This window comes from Rhizobium sp. 2MFCol3.1, from assembly GCF_000377565.1.
In the GTDB taxonomy this organism is placed as follows: Bacteria; Pseudomonadota; Alphaproteobacteria; order Rhizobiales; family Rhizobiaceae; genus Rhizobium.
In genome coordinates, this window is sequence record NZ_KB898372.1 from 86,285 (window position 1) to 107,674 (window position 21,390).

At 55.8% G+C, this 21,390-nt stretch carries 20 protein-coding genes and 2 pseudogenes; 11 read left to right on the top strand and 11 right to left on the bottom strand.

The window, feature by feature from the left end:
- Positions 1-228: 228 nt before the first annotated feature.
- On the bottom strand, positions 229-999 hold the full coding sequence (locus D460_RS0127365; RefSeq protein WP_018901803.1) for a hypothetical protein: 771 nt from the start codon (positions 997-999) through the stop codon (positions 229-231).
- Between the two features lie 705 nt (positions 1,000-1,704).
- Between D460_RS0127365 and D460_RS0127370 the strand changes: the two genes are divergently transcribed.
- From D460_RS0127370 to D460_RS35505, 4 genes and pseudogenes are all read left to right on the top strand, one after another.
- The gene (locus D460_RS0127370) at positions 1,705-2,736 is read left to right on the top strand and encodes a porin (protein ID WP_018901804.1); all 1,032 of its coding nucleotides are present in this window, start codon (positions 1,705-1,707) and stop codon (positions 2,734-2,736) included.
- 385 nt (positions 2,737-3,121) lie between these two features.
- Positions 3,122-3,337, top strand: a pseudogene (locus D460_RS37210) (two-component sensor histidine kinase); the annotation flags it as partial.
- An 83-nt stretch (positions 3,338-3,420) separates the two neighbouring features.
- Complete coding sequence (locus tag D460_RS0127375; RefSeq protein ID WP_018901806.1) at positions 3,421-4,113, top strand: VIT family protein; 693 nt, start codon at positions 3,421-3,423, stop codon at positions 4,111-4,113.
- 209 nt (positions 4,114-4,322) lie between these two features.
- A complete protein-coding gene (locus D460_RS35505) occupies positions 4,323-4,508 on the top strand; it encodes a hypothetical protein (RefSeq protein ID WP_026283607.1) in 186 nt (61 codons plus the stop codon).
- A 61-nt stretch (positions 4,509-4,569) separates the two neighbouring features.
- Here the strand turns inward: D460_RS35505 and D460_RS0127385 are convergent, their stop codons facing one another.
- From D460_RS0127385 to D460_RS0127405, 5 genes are all read right to left on the bottom strand, one after another.
- On the bottom strand, positions 4,570-5,886 hold the full coding sequence (locus D460_RS0127385; protein WP_018901807.1) for an ATP-binding protein: 1,317 nt from the start codon (positions 5,884-5,886) through the stop codon (positions 4,570-4,572).
- Positions 5,883-6,560 carry a response regulator transcription factor gene (locus D460_RS0127390; protein WP_018901808.1) on the bottom strand — a complete coding sequence of 226 codons (678 nt, stop codon included), beginning with the start codon at positions 6,558-6,560 and terminating at the stop codon, positions 5,883-5,885. Before D460_RS0127390 ends, D460_RS0127385 begins: the two co-directional genes overlap by 4 nt.
- Entirely contained in the window at positions 6,557-7,123 is a 567-nt protein-coding gene (locus tag D460_RS0127395) for a cytochrome b/b6 domain-containing protein (RefSeq protein ID WP_018901809.1), read from the bottom strand. Before D460_RS0127395 ends, D460_RS0127390 begins: the two co-directional genes overlap by 4 nt.
- A 3-nt stretch (positions 7,124-7,126) precedes the next feature.
- Positions 7,127-7,393, bottom strand: coding sequence for a PepSY domain-containing protein (locus tag D460_RS0127400; RefSeq protein ID WP_018901810.1), 267 nt, complete (start codon positions 7,391-7,393; stop codon positions 7,127-7,129).
- Between the two features lie 323 nt (positions 7,394-7,716).
- Positions 7,717-8,397, bottom strand: coding sequence for a permease (locus D460_RS0127405; protein WP_245267821.1), 681 nt, complete (start codon positions 8,395-8,397; stop codon positions 7,717-7,719).
- A gap of 370 nt (positions 8,398-8,767) precedes the next feature.
- Between D460_RS0127405 and D460_RS33995 the strand changes: the two genes are divergently transcribed.
- A complete protein-coding gene (locus tag D460_RS33995; protein WP_018901812.1) occupies positions 8,768-10,333 on the top strand; it encodes a catalase in 1,566 nt (521 codons plus the stop codon).
- 547 nt (positions 10,334-10,880) lie between these two features.
- Here D460_RS33995 and D460_RS35510 read toward each other — a convergent pair.
- A pseudogene (locus tag D460_RS35510) lies at positions 10,881-11,285 on the bottom strand (IS21 family transposase); the annotation flags it as partial.
- Between the two features lie 230 nt (positions 11,286-11,515).
- Here D460_RS35510 and D460_RS34000 point away from each other — a divergent pair.
- The gene (locus tag D460_RS34000) at positions 11,516-11,836 is read left to right on the top strand and encodes a hypothetical protein (protein WP_018901813.1); all 321 of its coding nucleotides are present in this window, start codon (positions 11,516-11,518) and stop codon (positions 11,834-11,836) included.
- 69 nt (positions 11,837-11,905) lie between these two features.
- On the opposite strand, the gene D460_RS0127420 is transcribed toward D460_RS34000, so the two are convergent.
- Together D460_RS0127420 and D460_RS0127425 are read right to left on the bottom strand one after the other, a co-directional pair.
- Positions 11,906-12,724, bottom strand: a complete 819-nt coding sequence (locus D460_RS0127420) for an alpha/beta hydrolase (protein WP_018901814.1) — start codon at positions 12,722-12,724, stop codon at positions 11,906-11,908.
- A gap of 95 nt (positions 12,725-12,819) precedes the next feature.
- Positions 12,820-14,268 (bottom strand): HWE histidine kinase domain-containing protein, encoded by a 1,449-nt coding sequence (locus D460_RS0127425; RefSeq protein ID WP_018901815.1) that lies wholly within the window; start codon positions 14,266-14,268, stop codon positions 12,820-12,822.
- 154 nt (positions 14,269-14,422) lie between these two features.
- Between D460_RS0127425 and D460_RS35515 the strand changes: the two genes are divergently transcribed.
- From D460_RS35515 to D460_RS0127445, 5 genes are all read left to right on the top strand, one after another.
- Positions 14,423-14,578, top strand: a complete 156-nt coding sequence (locus D460_RS35515) for a DUF2256 domain-containing protein (RefSeq protein ID WP_081619992.1) — start codon at positions 14,423-14,425, stop codon at positions 14,576-14,578.
- Positions 14,579-14,643: 65 nt separating this feature from the next.
- Positions 14,644-15,720 (top strand): catalase family protein, encoded by a 1,077-nt coding sequence (locus D460_RS0127430; protein ID WP_018901816.1) that lies wholly within the window; start codon positions 14,644-14,646, stop codon positions 15,718-15,720.
- 73 nt (positions 15,721-15,793) lie between these two features.
- Positions 15,794-18,070 carry an FdhF/YdeP family oxidoreductase gene (locus D460_RS0127435; protein WP_026283608.1) on the top strand — a complete coding sequence of 759 codons (2,277 nt, stop codon included), beginning with the start codon at positions 15,794-15,796 and terminating at the stop codon, positions 18,068-18,070.
- A 43-nt stretch (positions 18,071-18,113) separates the two neighbouring features.
- On the top strand, positions 18,114-18,323 hold the full coding sequence (locus D460_RS36195) for a hypothetical protein (RefSeq protein ID WP_155947870.1): 210 nt from the start codon (positions 18,114-18,116) through the stop codon (positions 18,321-18,323).
- A gap of 460 nt (positions 18,324-18,783) precedes the next feature.
- Positions 18,784-19,209, top strand: coding sequence for a hypothetical protein (locus D460_RS0127445; RefSeq protein WP_018901818.1), 426 nt, complete (start codon positions 18,784-18,786; stop codon positions 19,207-19,209).
- An 84-nt stretch (positions 19,210-19,293) separates the two neighbouring features.
- Here the strand turns inward: D460_RS0127445 and D460_RS0127450 are convergent, their stop codons facing one another.
- Positions 19,294-20,529, bottom strand: coding sequence for a type II toxin-antitoxin system HipA family toxin (locus D460_RS0127450; RefSeq protein WP_018901819.1), 1,236 nt, complete (start codon positions 20,527-20,529; stop codon positions 19,294-19,296).
- The gene (locus D460_RS0127455) at positions 20,522-21,109 is read right to left on the bottom strand and encodes a helix-turn-helix transcriptional regulator (protein WP_026283609.1); all 588 of its coding nucleotides are present in this window, start codon (positions 21,107-21,109) and stop codon (positions 20,522-20,524) included. Before D460_RS0127455 ends, D460_RS0127450 begins: the two co-directional genes overlap by 8 nt.
- Positions 21,110-21,390: the final 281 nt, after the last annotated feature.

The window sequence follows — 21,390 nt, forward strand, 5'->3', positions numbered from 1 at the left end:
CCGTCGACTAAAGCTACAATCGGACCTGAGCGCGAATTCACGTCTGGTAAGAAGTACTATGCGGACGGCTGCGCCTCACGGGCGCCGAAGTAGCTTGCAGAGAAGCCGACGGGTCGTTTGGGTTTGCCGGGTGGCGAGGCGAGATTTTTGACTGGCAAGGGTCTCCTTCTTCGAACCTCTATGACGAACGGTTTTTGTTGCGCACGCATCACGTTGTTCGTGTTTCCCTTAGTTGAAGATACATTCGATCTGGCCGAGCGGGCCAAAATCAGCGGCCAAGTGCTGTCGCGGCCACACTTGAAGGATCGTGGTGCAGGAGCCGGTCGCAACTATGTCGTTCGGTTCGAGGCAGCGTCCTCTCGCCTGTAGTTCACCCGCAAGCCAGGCAACCGCATGCAGCGGATTGCCCATGACGGACGACGCCTTGCCCATCAGGACAGTCTCTTTAAAAAGAAAGGTCGTGACCTCGATTTCGGACAGACTGGAGGGCGCGAATTCTTTCATATGATCTCCGCAAAGGGTCGCAACATGAAGACCATAGTCCGCGATGGCTACGTTATCGCCTGCGAACGGCCGGCGCGTTCTCCGGCCTAGAACCCCGATCGCAGGGCGGCAGGTCAGTACGGCGTCGCCCACGTTTGATAGATCAATGTCTTCTCCGGCGTCAGGATACTGACGCAGCATGGTGAACACAAATTCGCACTGGACGCCAATAACGCCTTCGGGGAGATGGAACTCTCTCGTGTTCGACAGAAGCGATGAGCCGGGAATCTCGGAGAAGATTGGCTTTTCCAAGCCGAGCGTTCTACGCGAGCCATTGCTCGACCCAACAATCGCGTAGCCCTTGCGTTCAAACCCGAGAGCGTCCTGCGCGGCCGCCTGGATGTCATACGCTTCGGCTTCGGATGAAATTAGGTCGAGAGGCAGATCGCACAGCTCGCCTTGACGGCGGCTTTTTGCAAGGATATCGGCGGTCGCGTCCTTGAGTTCGAAATACATCTTCGTCTCCACATGTCGTTCAACAGCTGACATGTGGACCTGATCGCGTAGGATTTCTATTAGAGACAATGCCTCGCAAAGTAAAAATCTCATAGAATTGCGCCAAATGCTTGCACGTTTTGGACAAGCCAATGGTAGCCGTTCGACAGCCGTGTCTTAATTCCAACCAGCACTTCGCGTCACGCCGCGGTCGTCCACACGCCGGCACTTTCGATTATACGCGAGCCCATTGCGTCAGACGATCAACGCTCGGCGCAACGCGCCCGCGTACATCTTCATTGCGTCATTCATCGTGAGGGTCGTCGTTGTTGTCTACCGAAGACGGCTATCTTCATGCGCTGACTGCGGCTTGAGGCAGACTTAGTTTCTATATTTGACGCTTATTAGTTCGCGCGATTTCATATTTGTGAATTCAGCGCAAATGCAGCTAGTCAGCTTGGGGAAGCGGTGACGTTCGGCAAGTAATGATGCTCACGTGAGCACGACCCCGCCTCGATTACCGATGTTGCAATAGACAAACTCAAAGGATTAGGGGAGATCCGCTTATGTCTCACGTCATAATCAGCAGCTGACCAGATCTTTTCACTGAAGATCTACCCGGCGCGCCTGAGCGCACGCCTTCGATACAAACCTAGCGGCACGGGAATAGCGGATTCAATTTCTGCCATGATCCTCTGTGCCCATTCGGAAGAAGATTGAACCACTATGAAAATCACAACAGCTCTGATTTGTTGGACCGCAGCACTGGCCGCTCTTTCGAGTGCACAGGCCGCTGACGCGATCGTCGTTGCTGAACCCGAAACTGTTGAATACGTACGCATCTGCGATGCGCACGGGAGCGGGTATTTCTACATTCCTGGGACTGAGACCTGCCTGAAAATTCATGGCTATATTCGTTTCCAGGCAAATGCCGGACCAAACGCGGTGACTGCGAACGCTTCGACTTCAGGCACCTCGGACTGGGACGTCTTCACTCGCGGTCAGCTCCAGGTCACTGCAAAAAGCGACACGGAGTACGGGGCGCTAACTGGCGTGCTCGTATTCCAGATCAATGCAGACAACGCTTTTGGACAGGCCACGAAGCTCGACTCTGCATACGTCGACATCGCAGGTCTGCGCGCAGGCCTGTTCTATAGTTGGTGGGACGATGACCTCTCCGGCGATACCGACGACATCAAGAGCAAGGTCACTCTCCACAATGCAATGCGCTATCAGTATGAGTCCAACAACTTCTATACCGGGGTAAGCGTCGACGAACTCGAAGATGGGTATTACAGTGCGGGCGAGGCTCCCAATAACGTCGGCATTGCTTTCGCTGTTGGCGGCAAGGTCGGTGCACTGAGCTACCAGATCACGGGTGGCTACGACACTGACAACCAAGACGGCGCAATTCGCGTTATGGGTAACGTAGCCATGGGGCCAGGAACACTTGGCTTGGCCGGAATTTATTCCAGCGCTCCGAATTCGTACTACCAGACGGCCGAATGGATCGCCGCAGTCCAATACGCCATTACCGCGACTGAAAAGATAAAGATCACCCCAGGGTTCCAGTACTACGGTCACTACGGCATCATCGGTGGTGACTTCAACGACGACAACGACGGGTGGAAGGTCGGCGTCACGATCGATTATGAACTCGTCGAGAATCTATATGTTAAGGCAACAGTGAACCGCCTGGAACAAGATCAGGGCAGCGAAGTGACGACGGGATTCTTCCGGCTTCAGCGCGCGTTTTGATGGCATGGCCGAGACCGCGCTGAGGCATTCAGTGCGGTCTCCCTGTTCAGAGAGAACTTGTCTCACGATTGCAAAGCCGCCGGTTTCGCGCATGGGTGGTCTGCAAGCGATACCCATATTGCGTGGTGGGTTCAACGGACCCCTGCAGCGCACTCTGCATACCTCTCGGGCTTGGCGTTTGAATGCGCAAGCTTCTCCTTGGCCGTTCGTTGAGTTGCGTCGCGATAGCACTAAGCTTGGCCTGGCTCTGCGCCGGCAATCGGCACCGCGCGGGAGATATTGGCGCAAGAAAGATTGTGGTTTTCATTCGGGCCGCCTGCCAAGCTAACCGGGGATAGCACGCGTAGCTTTTGAAGTCAGAAGCCATCGCCAGCTGCCTCTCGCCGTTCCATCCCTTGCAGCGAACGCACGCCGCTACGCCAAGACCCTCAACATCGAGGCCGAGCACGGCGCCAAGTGGCTGACGATCGGGTTTGACGTCGACGGCCCCGGCGTTCCCCAACATAACCGTGAGGAGGCTTCCAAGCCGCTCTTGCGCCTCGATCAGGCTTGCAATCTCGATGCGTCGGCGACGGGTCAGAGAGATGCCCTAGCGCAAGAAAGCAGCGGTGCGCCTGGACTTGTTGCCGCTAGCGCTATAAATTATTAGAATACTTCTAATCTATGTAAGCGGCACGGTGGGCGATGCACGGGCATATAGAACGGCATGCGATCGAAAGGATTGGCTGGCTGAGGGCGGCCGTCCTTGGCGCGAATGACGGGATCATCTCGACAGCCAGCCTCATGGTCGGCGTCGCATCAGCATCGACCTCAACGTCTGAGGTACTTGTTGCGGGGTTTGCCTCGCTCGCCGCAGGTGCCATGGCGATGGCAGCAGGAGAATTTGTCTCAGTAAGCTCGCAAGCTGACACCGAGGCTGCAGACCTCACCCGCGAACGACGGGAGCTCGAAACACAGTCGGAGCGCGAGCTTATCGAACTTGCCAAAATTTATGAAGCCCGTGGCGTCTCGAAAGAATTGGCACTTGAAGTCGCCAAGAAGCTGATGGCCCATGACGCGCTAGCCGCTCACGCACGAGATGAACTCGGCATCAACGACACGTCTACAGCACAGCCTGTTCAAGCTGCCCTGACATCTGCTCTCACATTCTCGGCCGGCGCTATCGTGCCTGTGCTGACGGCACTTTTGGCGCCGCCGGATGCGATGCAGGTCGCCATCCCGATCGTTTCCCTGCTGTTTCTCGCCGGGCTTGGTGCCGTAAGTGCCAAGGTGGGGGGCGCCGGCATTGTCAAACCGACAATCCGGGTAGCGTTCTGGGGAGCGTTGGCTATGGTGACCACAGGCCTTGTCGGCGCGCTGATCGGCAAGGCAATCTGACCCCACGCACGTCGCGTGGCGGCCTGCCAAGAGATTCTCATAATAAAGAGTTTGTCGAGGCTGATTGTCACCCTGGAGACCAGCTGTCTCCGGGTACATCGGCGCTGGTCGGCGCAGCCAAAGCCGCGACACCGTTCTTATGTGTAAGGTGATGGCCCAGGCACTATGTTGGTCATCACAAGAAGAAGATCGCCTTCATCTTCTCGGCGATGCGCCATTTTACCGATGAATTACGAGGCGCCGTCTACAAAGTCCGACACACAAAGATCAACGACCTTGATAAGGCTGGCTCCTCCAGCGGCGAGGTCGAGCCCGTGCTGCGACCTGGCCGAGAATGGGCGATGACAGCCGTCCTGAGATCCGGCGCCAAGCTGCCGACATCTTCGCGGACCTAAGATAGTCGCTACCGCGCTGAAATGCTGCGTCGGAGCACAAACGGACAAAAGGCCCGAACCCTCAAGACTGGAAGGCCATTGCGAAAATAGACCCAGTTGCCGACGTCGACCGTTGCAGTTCACCGCGGTGGATCTCAGCGATGCGCGCGATTATCTTCAACCCGATCCCCAGACTGTCGGCCTTCGGCTTCGCCTCAGACCGGCCAACAGCGGCCGGCCGGCAATCTTGAACTTCAATAAGATTAGGTCCGACCCGGACGATGATATGGGACTGATCCGGCGTGTGGCGGACGGCGTTTTCGACCAGATTGCGGATGGCGTCGCGCAGCAGCGCGGGAATTCCCTGGACCACTGCCGTTTCGCCGGCGGTGATCAACTCAACGGAATGCTGATTCTCGTAAACCCACGGTGCGACTTGCTCGACGGCAGATGCTGAAAGAGCAACGAGATCGACAGTTTCAAACGCGCCGTGATCGAAGCTTTCAAGGCGGGCAAGCGTCGTCAACTGGGACACGAAACGCACGAGATCATCGAGGTCTGCTTCCACCATACGCGCGCGCGGATGATCGATATGGCCAAGCTCCAGCTTCATGGCAGCGAGTGGCGTGCGGATTTCATGCGCAATTCCTGATGTTAGCGTCTTCTGCGACCTCATAAGCTCCGCAACCCGATCGAAAGCCCGGTTCACGGCAACAGCAAGATGAGCGACCTCGCGCGGCATTTCGTCGAATTTTACATGCGAGCGAGCGTCCATAGGGTCGATCTGGTCAGCTGCGTCGGCGGCAGCCCGCACCGGCCTGAGTGCCTGGCGGACCGAAAGCAACGTGGCGCCAAGCACGAGTACCAGCAAGATGCTCATCGGTACGATGAGGTGTTCGATAATTTCGTTCCACAAGACATGGGTCACAACCTCCTGCGGGTCGCCCAAAGTTGCCACATCAATCAGAAACCGTTCGTCGCCGATGACGAATGCCCGCCCACCAACCAATGTAAGCGGCTTGCCAGACTTCAGCGACCGGAGCCAGAAATCCGGCCTGTCGATGTCTTTGGGAAGAAACCGGTCCTCGCAGGCCGCATCGCAGGACTCAAACACGAGAGTGCCGTCGGCCGCACGAATCCGTGCGAGGTATCCGTCGCCGTCCTGACGATAGCGATCCCTCATCGTGTCTGGAAGTTCGTAGCGAACATCTCCATTAACAACGGAAATGCCCTCAGAGAGCCGCTGGGTCTCCTGCTCTACGTAGAGCCGAGATAGCTCACCGACATTCCAATAGTAATCGGAGGTGACGACCGCAAGCTGCACGAGCATGGCGAGAACAGCAAAGAACGCGATGCGTTTGGTCAAGATGGCACCGAGCGTCGGACGGTTGCGGCTCAATCGAGCAACTCGCGAATCATGTATCCGACGCCCCTGATGGTTTCAATTGCCGTCCCCGACGGATGACCATCCAATTTCTTGCGAAGCCGCGAGACGGCAAGCTCGACGGCATTGGTGCTTCTTTCATCCCCGAACTCCGAAAAGGCATGCTCGATCTTGGCTTTCGCAACGACCTTGCCGCCATTGCGCATCAAAAGCTCGAGTAGCCCCTTTTCCGAGGGAGCGAGGCCAATTTCGGTGTCCGCACACATAACGCGACGCGATGCAACATCCATCTGGAGAGAGCCGTATTCAAGGACAGGCATCAAGGTTGCCGGCGCCCGACGCATGAGGGCGCGAATTCGGGCGATCAGTTCTCCATTGTGAAACGGCTTAGTTAGATAATCGTCGGCGCCCGCATCGAGCCCGACGATACGCTCGTCGACCGCGCCCCGCGCTGTCAGGACAAGCACCGGTGTTTGCACCTTTGCGTCACGCAAAGATTTCAGGACATCTATGCCATCCTCATCCGGCAGACCAAGATCAAGGAGGACCAGGTCATAATCCTGGTCTTCTAGAGCCGACCGGCCAAGTTCAGCCGTTGCAAACGCATCGATCTTCCAGCCAATATCCCTTACGGTTTCGCTGATAAGCTCGCGGAGTCGGGTACTATCCTCGATCAGCAGGATCCTCATGCCTTCTTTCGACCTGTTACCATGGACCACACCAGATTTTCCCGATGTCTGTAGCTCTCGACGATGGCGGCGCCTGCGTGAATGAACACCAGTACCATAATACTGTTGGCGATGGTTCCATGCAATTGCTCGAGCCACTTTTCGCCCCAAAAGGCGTCGAGCGTCGTCATCCAACCGGTCAGCGCCGTGGCGGCGAGTAACCCGATCAGCACCAGCATCATGATGGAAGCAAGCGGGTTATGGCCGATATAGCGGCTCTCGTTGCGCGTCACTATTCCGAAGAGCTGCCTTTTGACTTTGGTAGGCGTAGGCAGGAAATCGCTAAATCGCGCATGCTTCGTGCCGACAAATCCCCATATAAGCCGAACGATGATTGCCCCGGCAACCACATATCCCGTCACGCGATGCCAGTATTTACCCTCTTCCAGAATGAAGAGGTTGAGCGTGCAAGCGGCGACGATCGTCCAATGGGAAATGCGAACGATCGGGTCCCAGACCTTGATCGTTCGCGGCGCTATGTTGGAGGGCGATCCGCCCTCCGCACTGGAGCCAATCTTTGTCATGGATCAGTCACCCTTCTGGACGATGTCGCCGGAAACCGGATTGAAATAGACCTCGGCGCGCTCACCGTTCTTGTCTTTACCGTAGATCTCATAGCAGTTGCCGGTAATCTCGAAGGTCTTGACCTTGTAGCCAAGCGTATCAATCTTCGCCTTCATGGCTGCCTCAGACATCCACTTGGACTTTGGTTCCGTTGTGCAGCTGGGGCTGGCGAACGCCAGAGCCGGCGTTGCGGAAGCGATTGCGAGAGCGGCGATAAGTTTCAGCGTCATGACTTTAATCCTCTAGGATGCCCGCTTTGGGCGACGAGCTCATGAATAAGAGCGACAACCTGTCCATTTGCTGTCAACCGGGTCATGAACTCGGGACCCGCGGATTAAAACAGCGCGCAGAAAAGCGGTGTCGGATATCGGCGATCCGACTAAGCTGATCGTTCGGCCGCGAACCCGTCTAAGTAGGAGACGCCTAGCTTTTGCCTCCGAGCGCGGCTCCGGCAGCGCGAACACCTAGATTCGTGACGGCAGGATTTGAGGCTTGCAAAGTACTAGCCTTTTGACGCAACTCGAATGCCTCACCACAGTTGGCAACCTTTAGATCAAATCTTCGCGGAACCGAAGCTACTCGCATCGACATTGATCATGAGAGCTACCGCCAGTGCGGCGATGGTGGCGATCACGAACGTCCCGGTGAAAATAGCCGCCGCTTTGATGGGCCTGATGTGCAAATCCTGAACAAACCAGTGAATCTGTGCCTGTGCGTACCAAAGCAAAGCCAAAACGACAGTCACCGCGCCCGCCAACACGCCCTGCGCTCGCGGCATGCTGATCAAGTCAATTCCAAGTACGAGGATGAGGGCAAACGGTGCAGCCACATAGCATTGGCTAAAAAACGGCGGCCGAAGCGTATCTCTGGTAATCCGGACCTTCTTCCATCGAAGCAGCGTGACGGCCATCGAAAGCGGGTAGACGCCAAAGATCACCCCTCTTGCGATCAGAAGGTTCGATCCGGAGCCGAGCTGCCTAGCAGCCTCGGTGGGATCAAAGACTGATGGGAGCAATCCGGACAGGCCCTGGGAGAGCAAAAGCGTAATCAGCAGGAACAGTGGAGGGCTCAGTGTGTCTTCGTATTGGTCTTCCAGCCTGTCGGCGAGCTCGGTATCGGCGTAACGCATCATGTTGAGTGGCCTCGAGACCGAGCGCCACAGGGTGATCGGATAAAACAGCAACCAGGAAACCAGCTCATAGAGCAGCTCTTCGAGCGACTTCAGCAATTTCATGAAGTCCAATTTTTCGCCCCTTCGATTTCTACCGACAGCGCTTTTCTTATCAGCGAGAGGTCACAACGTCACGTCGCAGCCCTCTCGCGTCCGGCTCATCTCGAAAATGATGCCTAATATATCGGGTCATGAAGCCATGCATGTCTCTCACCGAGATCTCCGCGAAGCTCTTGGTTCACAAGTCTCCGCCGACGTCGACAAGAAACAACAAACGGGTTTGTTCGCGTGGTAAATTAGGATCCTTATCTCTCCTAAAACCGTTAAGTCGGTGTGGATCAAGTATTTTATCTGACCGACCAAGTCGTATGGAACCGCACGACGGACATGGCGTTATAGAGTTTAGGCGCAACACGAACTTTCGAGGGCCATCATGACCGACAATAAGTCCGCCTCCCGCACGACGACCGATGCAGGCATCCCTGTGCAAAGTGACGAGCATTCTCTGACGATAGGGCCAAATGGTCCTATTGTACTAAACGATCACTATTTGATCGAGCAAATGGCGAATTTCAATCGCGAGCGTATTCCTGAACGCCAACCCCATGCCAAAGGCAGCGGGGCGTTCGGCCATTTCGAAGTGACGAATGACGTTACCAAATTTACGAAAGCGAAATTCCTTCAGCCAGGTGTGAGGGTGGAGACGGCTGTTCGCTTTTCCACTGTCGCCGGAGAGCGCGGTAGCCCGGACACCTGGCGAGATCCTCGCGGTTTCTCGGTAAAGTTTTACACGGAAGACGGTAATTTCGACATGGTAGGCAACAACACGCCTATTTTCTTCATTCGTGACCCGATGAAGTTCCAGCATTTCATCCGCAGCCAAAAGCGGCGGGCAGACAATGGACTGCGCGATCATGATATGCAGTGGGACTTCTGGACCCTCAGTCCTGAAAGTGCCCATCAGGTCACCTACCTGATGGGCGACCGTGGGGTACCGAAAAACTGGCGCGAGATGAATGGCTATGGAAGCCATACCTATATGCTCATCAACGAAGCGGGCGAAAAGTATTGGGTAAAATGGCACTTTCACACCGATCTGGGCGATGGCAACGCTCACCTAACCCAGGATCAGGCTGACAATATGGCAGGGCAGGACGGCGACTATCATCGACGCGATTTGTTCAATCACATTGCCAACGGCGAATTCCCGAGCTGGACACTAAAGTTTCAATTGATGCCGTTCGATGAAGCCAAGACGTACAGAATTAATCCATTCGACCTTACCAAGACATGGCCGCACCGTGACTACCCCCTCATGGAGGTCGGCAAGCTTACGCTCACTACGAATCCCATGGACTGGGACACCCAGATTGAACAATTGGCATTCGAACCCAATAATATGGTGCCGGGCATCGGCCTTAGCCCCGACAAAATGCTTCTCGCTCGCGGCTTCTCATATGCTGACGCACATCGTGCCCGCCTCGGCGTGAACTATAAACAGATCCCCGTTAACCAGGCCAAAGCAGCCGAGGTGCATTCCTATTCGCGAGCAGGACAAGGCCGCACGGTCAATGCGCTTGATCCGGTATACGCTCCCAACTCCTATGGAGGTCCCGCCGCCCAGCCGCAGACAGGCGGCGAAGCGACATGGCTGGCCGACGGCGAGATGGTCCGCGCGGCCTACACCTTGCGAGAAGGCGATGACGATTGGAGCCAGGCTGGCGCGCTGGTGCGCGAAGTGATGGACGACGCACAACGCGATCGCTTTGTCCAAAATGTTTCGGGTCACCTCGCCGACGGCGTCAGCGAGCCAATCTTGGTCCGCGCATTCGAGTATTGGCGCAATGTCGACAAAGACATTGGGGACAGGATCGAAAAGGCAACCCGTGATATCGTCGGCGGCGCCTCGCAATGTCCGGGAATGGCAAGCGCTCAATCAATTTCTGGATATCAAGGCATCCCCGCGACGTCGTCACTTGGAAAAAGCGAAAAGAAATAGACGCCGGCCCGCAAACTGCATGATCATCTCCCTAAGTTTAGCGTGACGTGATCTCTACTGTTAACGCCTCCCTGCTTAAAATGTGGGGAGGCGGTGTGTGCACGATACACTTCAAATTTGCCTCCGCACAACCTGCCGTCTGTTCAGTTCGGGCTTGAGGAACGCATTGGCTCAAATGAGTGAGGTCTATCGCAAAACACCGGAGGATCGATACTTCGTCATCAAGGGAACACGCTGTCGGTGTAGTCATCCTGCGATCGACGAAATCAAACACTAGACACTCGTCAAAGATTTGATGTCAGCACTCCGCGGGGGGCGGGCACGCATCAGCAAATCCTCCTGAATGGCGAAAATAGAGTAGGTGGACGCCGGGAACGTTCACTGCGTGAGCGTGGACCGGTCAGATGGACCGATGGCGCTCAGGATTTCAATCGCCATCCAGCAAAAAACGCGCAGTATGGCGTCATTTGCACGGCAAGGCGCTGATTGATGCGGCAAGCACTGACTTGCCGAAACCTGCTTTTTGGAGGGAAAGTTGGAATAAGCCGCCAGCTGTATGATTCTGCCGCATCGTCACCGGTAGCTTCAACGCCCAGCCGCGATAAAGATCGCAATTTATCGGCTATAGCGATAACCATCCGGATGAAGACCGATGTATTCGTCCTATAGGATCTGCAGCGTCACATGCTTGCGCTTCGGCTCGCGGTGGACCTGCGCCCAATCTGGTTCCGGCGCGAGACGGTGCCTATCTTCGTCCTAGCCCCCTGTAGAGCGACGCTTCCAGGACTGCGCCGCTGACGTCGTCACCAAGAGGCCACGACAGGCGAGCAACCGCTTCACGCCGTAGCGTCTCGCGCACCGTCGACGGCGCAGTCGCGACCCGCACCGCAATCGACTTGTGCCCAAGTCCTTGCTCAAACCGATATCTCAGTATCTCGCGGACACGCCGCATCTCCACTCTCTACGCAGGCATTGCGTTACTTTCTTCTCGATCTCAAGGCAAGAAACTTCACACCTGCAGACCAACCTTGAAAGATGCTTCAAAAGGGGGCGACATTGGAATCGTGGGGCGGATTGCTTGGAATGTGCAGCGAACGCCGGCCAGCGAGAAGACCGCCGTTACGGCGGCCGCAGCTATTGCTAATAGAACCGTATCTCAAGTCGCGCGGCTCCTGTCGTCCGATGGAAATCGAGGACATCCTGGCGATGACGACTAGCGAACGTCACCGCTGGCTCACCGACGGCCGCTTTAAAAGCGCTGGCACGAGATTCGCCAATTTAAATGGACGCGCCCTCCGGATCACGGTCCATGGTTTCGATTTCAAGGTAGTTAAGGAGCTTCCCGACAGCGCAGCTGTAAAAGAACAGCGCGTTAAAGACGCAGAGGCGAAGGCCGGGCAACGAGATCGCGCGGCTCTACAGGCAAAGCTGAAGCGCACAAGCAGAAGAGGACCAAGAACCGCAAAGGATGCACCGTTTCGGCGCACCAGCTCCAAAGCTTAGGAGCTGGCAGCAATTTCTCCTCGAATGCCTTAGTTGGGCGCAACACGGTACGCGCCCGTCGCTTTCATCTCAGCGCAGAAACTGGATCAGGTCCTCGTTAAGGCGTTCTGGCACCGTTGCAAACAAGCCATGCGGTTCGCCTTCATATTCGATAAGCTTTGCGCCTGAAATGGCGTTTGCAGCCGCTCTGCCTGTGGGGTCAATCGGTACGGTCTTGTCGCCTGTGCCGTGGATGACGAGAGTGGGGATCGTAAAGGCTGCGAAATCTGGACGGAAGTCTGTCTTGCCAAATGCGTCGACGCAATCGATTGTCGCCTTCGGGCTTGCCATGACGCCAAGAATAAAGGACCAGTCTAGCACGCCTTGGCTGACGGGGCTGCTCACGAAGCCGACCCCATAGAATGTCTTGGCAAAGCTATGCAGGAAGTCGAAGCGGTCCTTGCGAATGTCCTTCTTCATGCCCTCGAAGACGCTGGCGTCGACACCGTCGGGGTTGCTTTCGTCTTTAAGCAAGTAACCGGCTACCGATGCAACCAGAACGGCTTTCGATACTTTCGATGCTCCATGACGTGAGAGATACCGAGCGATTTCGCCCCCGCCCATTGAGAAGCCGACAAGACTGACACTTCCCAGTTCGAGGCCATCGATTACGGCAGCTAGATCGTCAGCAAATGTATCGTAGTCATATCCGGTCGACGGATGTCCTGACTGCCCAAATCCCCGACGGTCGTAAGTTATGACCCTGAAGCCTGCTTCCAGGAGAGCCAATGTCTGGTACTCAAACATATCCCCTGTCAATGGCCAGCCGTGGATAAGGATGACCGGGCGGCCTTCGCCCAGGTCCTTCACGTGCAGCTTCGTGCCATCTTTTGCTTCGACGAATGCCATATGGTGACTCCCTTGATGATGTCACCGATAATGCTGGCAGGATAGATAGAGTTCCAAGCAACTGCACAATGTTCTTTTCACTTTCGTTTGGTTCTTTATCTCATCGGAACTGTCGCGGTGAAGGAAACACCAGACGGAAGGTAAGAGATTTTCGCTACGCCCCCGGCTTCGCTTGCCAAAAGACGTTGAATGAGTTGTGTTCCGAAGCTGGTCTTGACGGGTGCAGTGACCCGCGGCCCGCCGCTCTCTCGCCATTTAAGGTTAAGTTCACGCCCATTCGATGAAGAGTCGATGAGCCATTCAATTTCAATGTGGCCTGTGTCAGTGCAAAGCGCACCATATTTGGTGGCATTCGTCGCAAGCTCATGCAAAACGAGCGCGTAAGCCGGAACAACATGAGAAGGCAAATCGAAGTCCTCGCCCGTAATCGTGAAGCGTGCTGCATCGTCGACACCGAATGGAGCAAGAGTTCGTGTCACAAGGTTCCGAAGAGACGCACTCCCGAAGTCTTCGGTGACAAGAAGATCGTTAGCGACAGCCATCGCGCGGATCCGCGCCGACAAGGTCGAGCCAGCCTCATCGAGTGTTTCGGCCCGCCGAATTGTCTGCGACACGACAGCCTGCAAGGATGTCAGCGTGTTCTTGACACGGTGACTCAATTCTCGCGCAAGAAGCGCGCGATGCCCCTGTACAATCCGTCTGGATGTGATGTCCTGTGTCGTACCGGTAATGGACAAGGGGATGCCGCACGGCGAGTAATTTGCGCGTCCACGAATTTGGACCCACCTGAGCTCACCGGCCGGGGTCACAAGTCGGTATTCCGCATCAAGCGGCGTCCCGTCAGCGATCGCTTGATCGATTGCCTCTACCTGCAGCAGACGATCCTCAGGATGAATTGACGATCTCAGGTCTGCGAGCGTCAGCGGTTCTTCTGGCGCTCGACCGCAGATCGACTTACATTCCGTTGAGGCTGTCAATTCACTGGTGGCAAGGTCTATGGTCCATATGCCAAGCCTACCAGCTTCCAGCGCCAGCCGCAGGCGTTGCTCGCTGGTTTCCAGCTCTTCAGCGCGCTTCAAGACCTCGGCTTCAAGGTCGGCTTTGCGTTGCTCGATGGCTGCAAGCTGCTCCACCTCAAGGGTCACATCCTGCTGAGACGCTACAAAAAAGGCGAGCCCTCGCTCATCGAACACCGGCGTGACGAGCAGCCTGTTCCAAAATTTGGTGCCGTCCTTCCGATAGTTCAAAAGATCGACTTCGGTTTCTGCCCTCGCGTTAATCGCTGCTTTTAGGGTTACAAGCGATGACTCGTCGGTTGCCAGCCCTTGCAAAAAGCGGCAATTCTTGCCCAAGATCTCGCTTTCTGCATATCCGGTCATCTTCACAAAAGCAGCATTGGCGTAAATGATAGGATTATCAGGCAGATTTGGGTTGGTGATCACCATCGGTGTTCGCGTGGCGCCAACCATACAAACGAAGGGGTCGGCGCTGCGCATCGTGTTCATCGACTCGTAATCAGGCAGTTCATTGTCCTTCAGAGCCATACAACGCTTTCGCAACCACAGTTTCTGGATTGTTTTAGTGCTGAAGGATACCGGAGTCTAGCTAACGCCAAGTTTCAACAAATAGCCGGCGCGGACGTCAAAGCCCCCACCGATCGGGCATCGAGCGTTTTCCCGGTGCCAAGAGAGCCTCAAAGTGCCGAAACGTCGGGAAAAACTCCACTTGCCTTCGAAGATTTGTCCTGTTTGCAAACGACCCTTTTCATGGCGGAGGAAGTGGGAAAAGAGCTGGGAGAACGTCAAATACTGTTCTGAACGGTGTCGCAACGACAGAAATGCTCGCAATCGTTAACCCCTGGCCAAAATGCGGAACCTTGGATGCGCTCATAACGTTTCCAGTCTTTCGTGGAGCATCTTATGTCGATATCACAGCCAATCCGCTATTTGCCTGAGCTCGAGAGCATCGAAGACGACGAGATCGAGACAGTTGCCGGTCTCAAAGAACAGTTCGACGTCATCATGCAGAAGACGGCAGAAGACTATGGCCATGCCGTGCGCTCAGTGCATGCCAAGGCACATGGCATCATCGAAGCGGAGATGACCGTCGCAGGCGGCCTGCCGCCTGAGCTCGCCCAAGGTATGTTTTCAGCACCCGGAACCTATAAGGTCTTTATGCGCCTCTCGACCAATGCCGGCGACATTCTTCCTGACGCAATTTCTCTGCCTCGAGGCGTTGCCATGAAGGTGCTGGAAGTCGAAGGACCGCGCCTTTCTGACGCCGAAGGCTCGACGCAAGATTTCATCATGGTGAACGGCCCTATCTTCCAGGCGCCAAACGCCAAGAAATTCCTATCTGGTCTGAAGCTTCTCGCCAAAACGACAGACCGAATGGAGGGGACCAAAACCGTTATGTCGAGCTTGCTCCAGACGATGAACAAGGGTCTTGAGGCAGTCGGCGTTGCAAGCCCTACCATCCAATCGCTCGGCGGCGCGCCAAATTCTGATCCACTGGGCGAGACTTATTTCAGCGTCACACCTTTCCGCTACGGTGATTATGTTGCCAAATTCAGGTTGAAGCCGGTTTCGCCTGACCTGACAAAGCGGACGGACACCATCATTGACGCGAGCGTCCGAGACAATGCCATTCGAGAAACGGTTCAGGCAGAAATGCACGAGACGACTGGGGTATGGGAATTCCAGGTCCAGCTCTGTCGCAATATCAACGAACAGCCTATCGAGGATCCGACGGTTGAGTGGAAAGAGAAAGATTCTCCTTTCTTTACTGTGGCGACGGTCACTGCGATGCCACAGGATAGCTGGAGCGATGCGAACGTCCAGAAGGTCGACGAAGAGATGCGTTTCAGCGTCTGGACCGGCTTGGCGGCCCACCAGCCCCTGGGCAACATAAATCGGGCGCGGAAAGATCCGTACCGCCATTCGGCCGAATTCCGAGCCCAGTTCAACGGTTGCCCGTTTCACGAGCCATCCCACTGATCCCTCCTGGGTTCTTCTCCCAGAGCGTTTTGATGAACGCAGCGCATTTGTCCTTTCTAATGGGAAAGCTTCTATGACCGAGCTCCTGCACGATCCTGAATCCGAAGGCCCCTCTGGCGGATGGGGATCAGTCAAATCAATTGCACGTATTGTTGGTGATGAGCGGCCGTCCCCGATGGTTCTTGAAGAACTGGCTCGACAGAACAAGCCGGGTGGCGTGATGTGCGTTTCCTGCGCGTGGCCCAAACCGGTAAACTACCATCCATTTGAGTTTTGCGAGAACGGGGCGAAAGCGACTATCTCGGACTTGACGAGCACGCGATGCACGCCTGACTTCTTTACCGATCACACGGTAACGTTGCTTCGTGACTGGAAAGACTACGACCTCGAACAGACCGGCCGGCTGACGCACCCACTGCATTACGATCGTGAAACCGATCGCTATGTCGAAGTCGCTTGGGAAGACGCCTTCGAAGATATTGGCAGAACTTTGCAGTCCCTCCCGCGCGAAAGCGTTGTGTTCTATTCGTCTGGACATGCTGGCTTGGAGGCATCCTACCTCTACGCGTTGCTCGCGCGGACCTACGGCAACAATAACCTACCGCAAAGCTCGAACATGTGTCACGAGACGACGTCGGTTGGGCTGCAGAAGGTGATCGGTTCCCCGGTCGGAACCATCGTATGGGATGACCTTGAAAAGGCTGACGCTTTTTTCTTCTTCGGTCAGAATCCTGGGTCTAACAGCCCGCGCTTCCTGCATCCGCTGCAGGAGGCGAAAAAGCGCGGCGCAAAAATCGTCACCTTCAATCCCGTCATGGAGCAGGGCCTGGTGTCCTTCGTCAACCCGCAGAGCCCTGTCGATATGCTGACGGGGCGCGAGACCCAGATCAGCGATGAATATCTCCAAGTTCGCGCTGGCGGTGACATCGCTGCCATCATCGGTCTCTGTAAGGTCATCGTCGAAGCGGACGATGCGGCCTTGGCGAGCGGAGCATCGCGCCTTCTTGACGTTCCCTTCATCGATGAGCACACGGTAGGTTTCGACAGCTTCCTCGATCTCATTCGATCGACAGACTGGACCACAATCGAGGCGGAAAGCGGCCTGACTGAGAATGCGATTAGACGTGCAGGCGAGATCTACGCTCACGCGGAGCGCGTGATTGGCGTCTACGGGATGGGGCTGACGCAGCATTCCCAGGGCGCTCTGAACGTTGCGATGGTCGTCAACCTCCTTCTTTTGCGTGGCAATATTGGCCGCGAGGGTGCTGGATGCTGTCCGGTGCGTGGCCACTCGAATGTTCAAGGCCAACGAACTGTCGGTATTGCCGAAAAGGCAAAGCTCATTCCCATTGACAAGCTGAAATCCCTCTTCGATTTTGACCCACCAACCGAAGATGGTGTGACGATCGTCGATGCCGTGAAGGGCATGATGGCAGGAAAAATCAAAGCGACCATATCGCTTGGCGGCAACCTAGTCCGCGCCGTTCCTGATCAGAAGGCAATGGAAAGCGCTTGGGCCGAGCAGGAACTGACCGTTGTCGTCTCGACGAAGCTTAATCGCAGCCACCTTTTTCCCGGCAAGAAGTCGTACATTCTTCCGTGCCTTTCGCGTTTGGAGCGCGACGAGCAACGGACAGGCGCGCAGTCCGTCACCACGGAAGACAGCTTTTCTCACATCTCGGGATCTGTCGGCAAACGTACGCCAGCCTCCAAGCACCTTCGAAGCGAGCTTGCGATCGTGACGGGTATTGCAAAAGCAACAGTTTCCCCGAGCCCGACGCTGAAATGGGATGAGTGGACAGGCGATTACGGCCTTGTCCGCGACCTCATCGAGACGACCTACCCCGATCAATTCGAGCGGTATAACGATCGTATGTTTCAGCCGGGAGGATTCTATCGCGGCAACGCGGCACACGAGCGCGTCTGGAAGACCGAAGAAAAGAAAGCGGTATTTACCACGCCTAAGCAGTTGAACGCCTTGGCGTTTAGCGATGCCGTGGGGCGCTACCGCCTCATCACTATGCGCTCAAACGACCAATTCAATACGACGATCTACGGATACTCGGACCGCTTTCGCGGAATAGAGGGAACCCGAGATGTGGTGCTGATGTGCGCCGACGATATTCGGTCGGCGGGGCTGTCAGAGGGTCAAGTCGTAACCCTTGTGAGCGATTTCGAAGATGGGATCACGCGCGAGCTTCATGGTCTTAAAGTGTCAGAGCATAATCTTCCGCGCGGGACGATTGGAGCCTATTATCCCGAGGCCAATGTCCTCGTCGCGATCGACCATCATGATGAGTTGTCGAAAACGCCCGCGTCGAAAGCGGTGCCTGTCCGGATACATGCGTGACGTTTTAGCAGGCACTTAATTGAATGAAAGTGGGAGACTATTGATGGACGCGTACGTCTTCTCAACAGACCACGCAGGGTCACACAGGCCCTATCTAATTGTTCCCGACCAGAATTCCCCTCGTCCGGGGCATCCAGCTGGCAAATCATGGGTTCCCTGGAAAGCAGTGAAACTCGAGAAGCAGATTTTCGGCCAAGAGCGCGACCGCGTCGCGAAGGCAGTTGAGGCAGAAGGATATTTCATCAGCGAATAAAAAGTCGCGGTCACTAGCACAAAGCCTATCCTCGCCTTGTGTTAGCAAAGTCCGGCGGACGAGATTTCCACCTTTCCCGACGCGCTTTCCCTCAACCAGATGACGTAGCAAACCCCCGAAGCCCAAATCCTCCATCTAGAAGTTGCGCGTGCTCTTAGGTGATGTGCTATCCCGTAACAGCCGCGATATCCTGTTGATCTGGTGTCTGGAGCGCGGGCCACAGCGCCTCCGCGGCAGTTATTAGACGAGATCCGGTGTCGCCTGTCCGACGCTCTATTTGCCAGATGATATCCGCTAAGCCGCGAAACGGTGGACGCAAACTCTGGCCGCCAAAAGCAAACCGGCGGCATTTCGGCAATGCTAACTGAAAGCAGATCGACAAAATCCGGCTGTGCGCTCTGCTGGCGAGCGGGATAAGGCCAATTATGTGATGTGTGGCATTCAATAAATTGAAGTTGTAATGCTGATGAAGCTGCCCACTGGTGCCGTTAGCGAAGAGACGATCGCAGCGACTGCATGTAAATGCGCCGACTGTAGGCAGCCGGTCCCTGATGATGCGGGTCTCTACATCGTCCGACGTAACGATCTGCCACGCTATCTCAAGACCCTACGACCGGTACAGCTGCGATGGAGTTCCGCCGTTAAGGTTGCATCTGCAGCACTGCCGTCGCTTACGTTCGGACGCTCCAAGGGGCTCGGTTTTGACCGCGTCATTATCTATCCGACGAAAGAAATGATGGACTGGCTGAAGGGCGCCCAATCGGCGTTGAAAGCCGAAACCCGTGCAAAACTCTATGTTGCCCTAAACCGCGCAAGGCATACGGTAGCGGTGGTCCATGACCTTGCCGATGGTGAAGTCGTTCCAGGATTCACATTGTTCCAGTAGCGAAAATTTCCGGAAATGCACCCTTCATAGATCTATTATTTCATCCTTGGCGGTGGGGCATCATCTTCCGGTGATGCCATTTTTCTAGGTGGCTTCGTTGAATTCCCGATACAGCTCGATTGTGGGCAGATGTGCATCGATAGTCTCGCGCACTTTCGCGGCCATCGGCAAGTTGTTTTTCTCGTTTTTCCACACATCCATAAACCGTTCGACCGTCTCGCGTGCTGTGTCGAGGACCAGCTTTTCGGACAGCGCCGACTTGGCTGCCAAATGTGCAAGCTCATCCTTGGATAGCTCCGCCATTCTTTTCGTGCGTGAGAAGTTAAGCGCCGCCGTATCCTCTCCCTCGATATAGGGGATGGTCGATAGCAAATCGTAAGCCGGCGAGAGCGCAGGAGTGCGGCGATCGGGGTAGATCAGAGACCAATTTTTCAGATGCATGTCACCATTGCCGATCAGCGCGCTGAAGACCAACCGGCGGATGAACTCCGCCACGTCGGCCGTGCTCGTCTCGATGCCGAGGACGCGGGCGATCATCCGGTAATTGCCCTTGCTGTACTTGTCATCCGGCTTCACGCCGAACACTTGCGCAAAATCCTCGATGTGTACCGGGCCCTCTGGTGTACGGTCGAAACGTCTAATAGCGAGCGCTTGCCCATGCAGTTCGCCCACGCCCTGTGGCAAGCCGCTCACTGCATCCAGCTCGACCAACTGGATCTCCGGCACGTCCATGCCCATCATGCCGGCGATGGTCATCATTGAGAATTCGTTTTCTGGCACGCCGCTATACTGCTGGGAGGGCAGCTTTACGATCCATGATCCACCTGTACCCTCGGCCGGAATAGTCAGGCCACCTCCCCTCGTGGTGTTCTTGAAGGCCGAGAATTTCAGCTGCACCCCGGCCAGCGAAAAGCGCAACGCATTCGGCCGCGCTTCGACAGAAGCCTGCTCATCATCAGGCGGCAGGTCATCGCCGTCGGAGGGGTGTACCGTTACCGCACCAGGCAGGTCGCGGCCGAGCATCCAGAGCAGGAAAAACTCCCGCGTCTGTTTTACGCCGGCGCGCTCGGCGAGGTATTTGCGCAACGGGCCTTCCGGCAACAGGTTCGAAAGGAACGGCGGGACCACCATGTTATACGGACGGAACTTCGTAACCAGTGCGCCGAACGGGTCCTTGAATGACAGGCTGAGTGTGGGCCGCTTCTCGTCTTCGATATAGGCCTCGTTGAATGCGAAGATCGAGCGGCCATCCTGCAGTTTCGTCAGGGTGGCGACTGGTTCGCCGTTTAGCTTGACATCGAGCACCGTGACTTTAGGCATCGTCTTCCTCATCCAGTGCGTAGGCCGAGCGCGGGACCGCGTCATCGCGGTCGCGATGCACTGCGGCGTTGCGCAGCTGTCTTATCTCGCGCGCGATTGCACCCATTTCTTGCCGTGACATCTTATCTGCCCGCGAAGTCTCCAGGCGGTCGGCTGCGCGCTTGAGCATGTCCAGCTCGTCAGGGGTCAAAGGCAAATGCCGAAGGAGGGCCAGGCTATCCTTGAATATGTCGGCGTCGGCCCTTGTTCCAGCCCCATCGCCGAACTGCGCCAACCATCGCTCGAGACGAGCCACAAGTTTGCGCTGGTCGGATGTAAGGACGTCATTTGACGTCGAGCTGCTATCGAGGATATTGCGGATCGCCGGCATCAGCTTCTTTGGCGCAAGTACGATCTCGAGGTCGAGTGCACGCGCCACATCCACCAGGCTGCCTAGTCCGGGCTCCATCGTGCCCCGTTCGATCTGGGAAATATGGCTTTGCGTCAGGCCCGAACGTGCGCTCAGCTCACGCTGGCTTACTTTCTGCCCTTCCCTGGCAGCGCGTAATTGCTGTGCTATATGCTCTGTCTTGTATGCCACGAACATTATCCTGCATCACATGTCACCGTCGATACAGGATAATATATAGAATACTCCGCAGAGGAGTGCAACATTGATATACAGAACCGCATCGCTCAGATCGTTTATATATAATCATATATCGGCGCAACGATGCAGGCTCATATGGGTGGCTACAGAGGCTAGATCCGTATTACCAGGATGCGCAACAGATCGGCCTGTGCAGACCCTGCCGGCATCGTATCCGCTGTGAAAGGGACATTGATATATTGGTCCTCGCGAAAGGCGTTTTCTTCGACATG

What these genes read in the sequence shown, in the direction of transcription:
- D460_RS0127365 (WP_018901803.1), bottom strand. Translation starts at nt 999, where the DNA reads ATGTATTTCGAACTCAAGGACGCGACCGCCGATATCCTTGCAAAAAGC.
- D460_RS0127370 (WP_018901804.1), top strand. Translation starts at nt 1,705, where the DNA reads ATGAAAATCACAACAGCTCTGATTTGTTGGACCGCAGCACTGGCCGCT.
- D460_RS0127375 (WP_018901806.1), top strand. Translation starts at nt 3,421, where the DNA reads ATGCACGGGCATATAGAACGGCATGCGATCGAAAGGATTGGCTGGCTG.
- D460_RS35505 (WP_026283607.1), top strand. Translation starts at nt 4,323, where the DNA reads ATGCGCCATTTTACCGATGAATTACGAGGCGCCGTCTACAAAGTCCGA.
- D460_RS0127390 (WP_018901808.1), bottom strand. Translation starts at nt 6,560, where the DNA reads ATGAGGATCCTGCTGATCGAGGATAGTACCCGACTCCGCGAGCTTATC.
- D460_RS0127395 (WP_018901809.1), bottom strand. Translation starts at nt 7,123, where the DNA reads ATGACAAAGATTGGCTCCAGTGCGGAGGGCGGATCGCCCTCCAACATA.
- D460_RS0127400 (WP_018901810.1), bottom strand. Translation starts at nt 7,393, where the DNA reads ATGACGCTGAAACTTATCGCCGCTCTCGCAATCGCTTCCGCAACGCCG.
- D460_RS0127405 (WP_245267821.1), bottom strand. Translation starts at nt 8,397, where the DNA reads ATGAAATTGCTGAAGTCGCTCGAAGAGCTGCTCTATGAGCTGGTTTCC.
- D460_RS33995 (WP_018901812.1), top strand. Translation starts at nt 8,768, where the DNA reads ATGACCGACAATAAGTCCGCCTCCCGCACGACGACCGATGCAGGCATC.
- D460_RS34000 (WP_018901813.1), top strand. Translation starts at nt 11,516, where the DNA reads ATGGAAATCGAGGACATCCTGGCGATGACGACTAGCGAACGTCACCGC.
- D460_RS0127420 (WP_018901814.1), bottom strand. Translation starts at nt 12,724, where the DNA reads ATGGCATTCGTCGAAGCAAAAGATGGCACGAAGCTGCACGTGAAGGAC.
- D460_RS0127425 (WP_018901815.1), bottom strand. Translation starts at nt 14,268, where the DNA reads ATGGCTCTGAAGGACAATGAACTGCCTGATTACGAGTCGATGAACACG.
- D460_RS0127430 (WP_018901816.1), top strand. Translation starts at nt 14,644, where the DNA reads ATGTCGATATCACAGCCAATCCGCTATTTGCCTGAGCTCGAGAGCATC.
- D460_RS0127435 (WP_026283608.1), top strand. Translation starts at nt 15,794, where the DNA reads ATGACCGAGCTCCTGCACGATCCTGAATCCGAAGGCCCCTCTGGCGGA.
- D460_RS36195 (WP_155947870.1), top strand. Translation starts at nt 18,114, where the DNA reads ATGGACGCGTACGTCTTCTCAACAGACCACGCAGGGTCACACAGGCCC.
- D460_RS0127445 (WP_018901818.1), top strand. Translation starts at nt 18,784, where the DNA reads ATGCTGATGAAGCTGCCCACTGGTGCCGTTAGCGAAGAGACGATCGCA.
- D460_RS0127450 (WP_018901819.1), bottom strand. Translation starts at nt 20,529, where the DNA reads ATGCCTAAAGTCACGGTGCTCGATGTCAAGCTAAACGGCGAACCAGTC.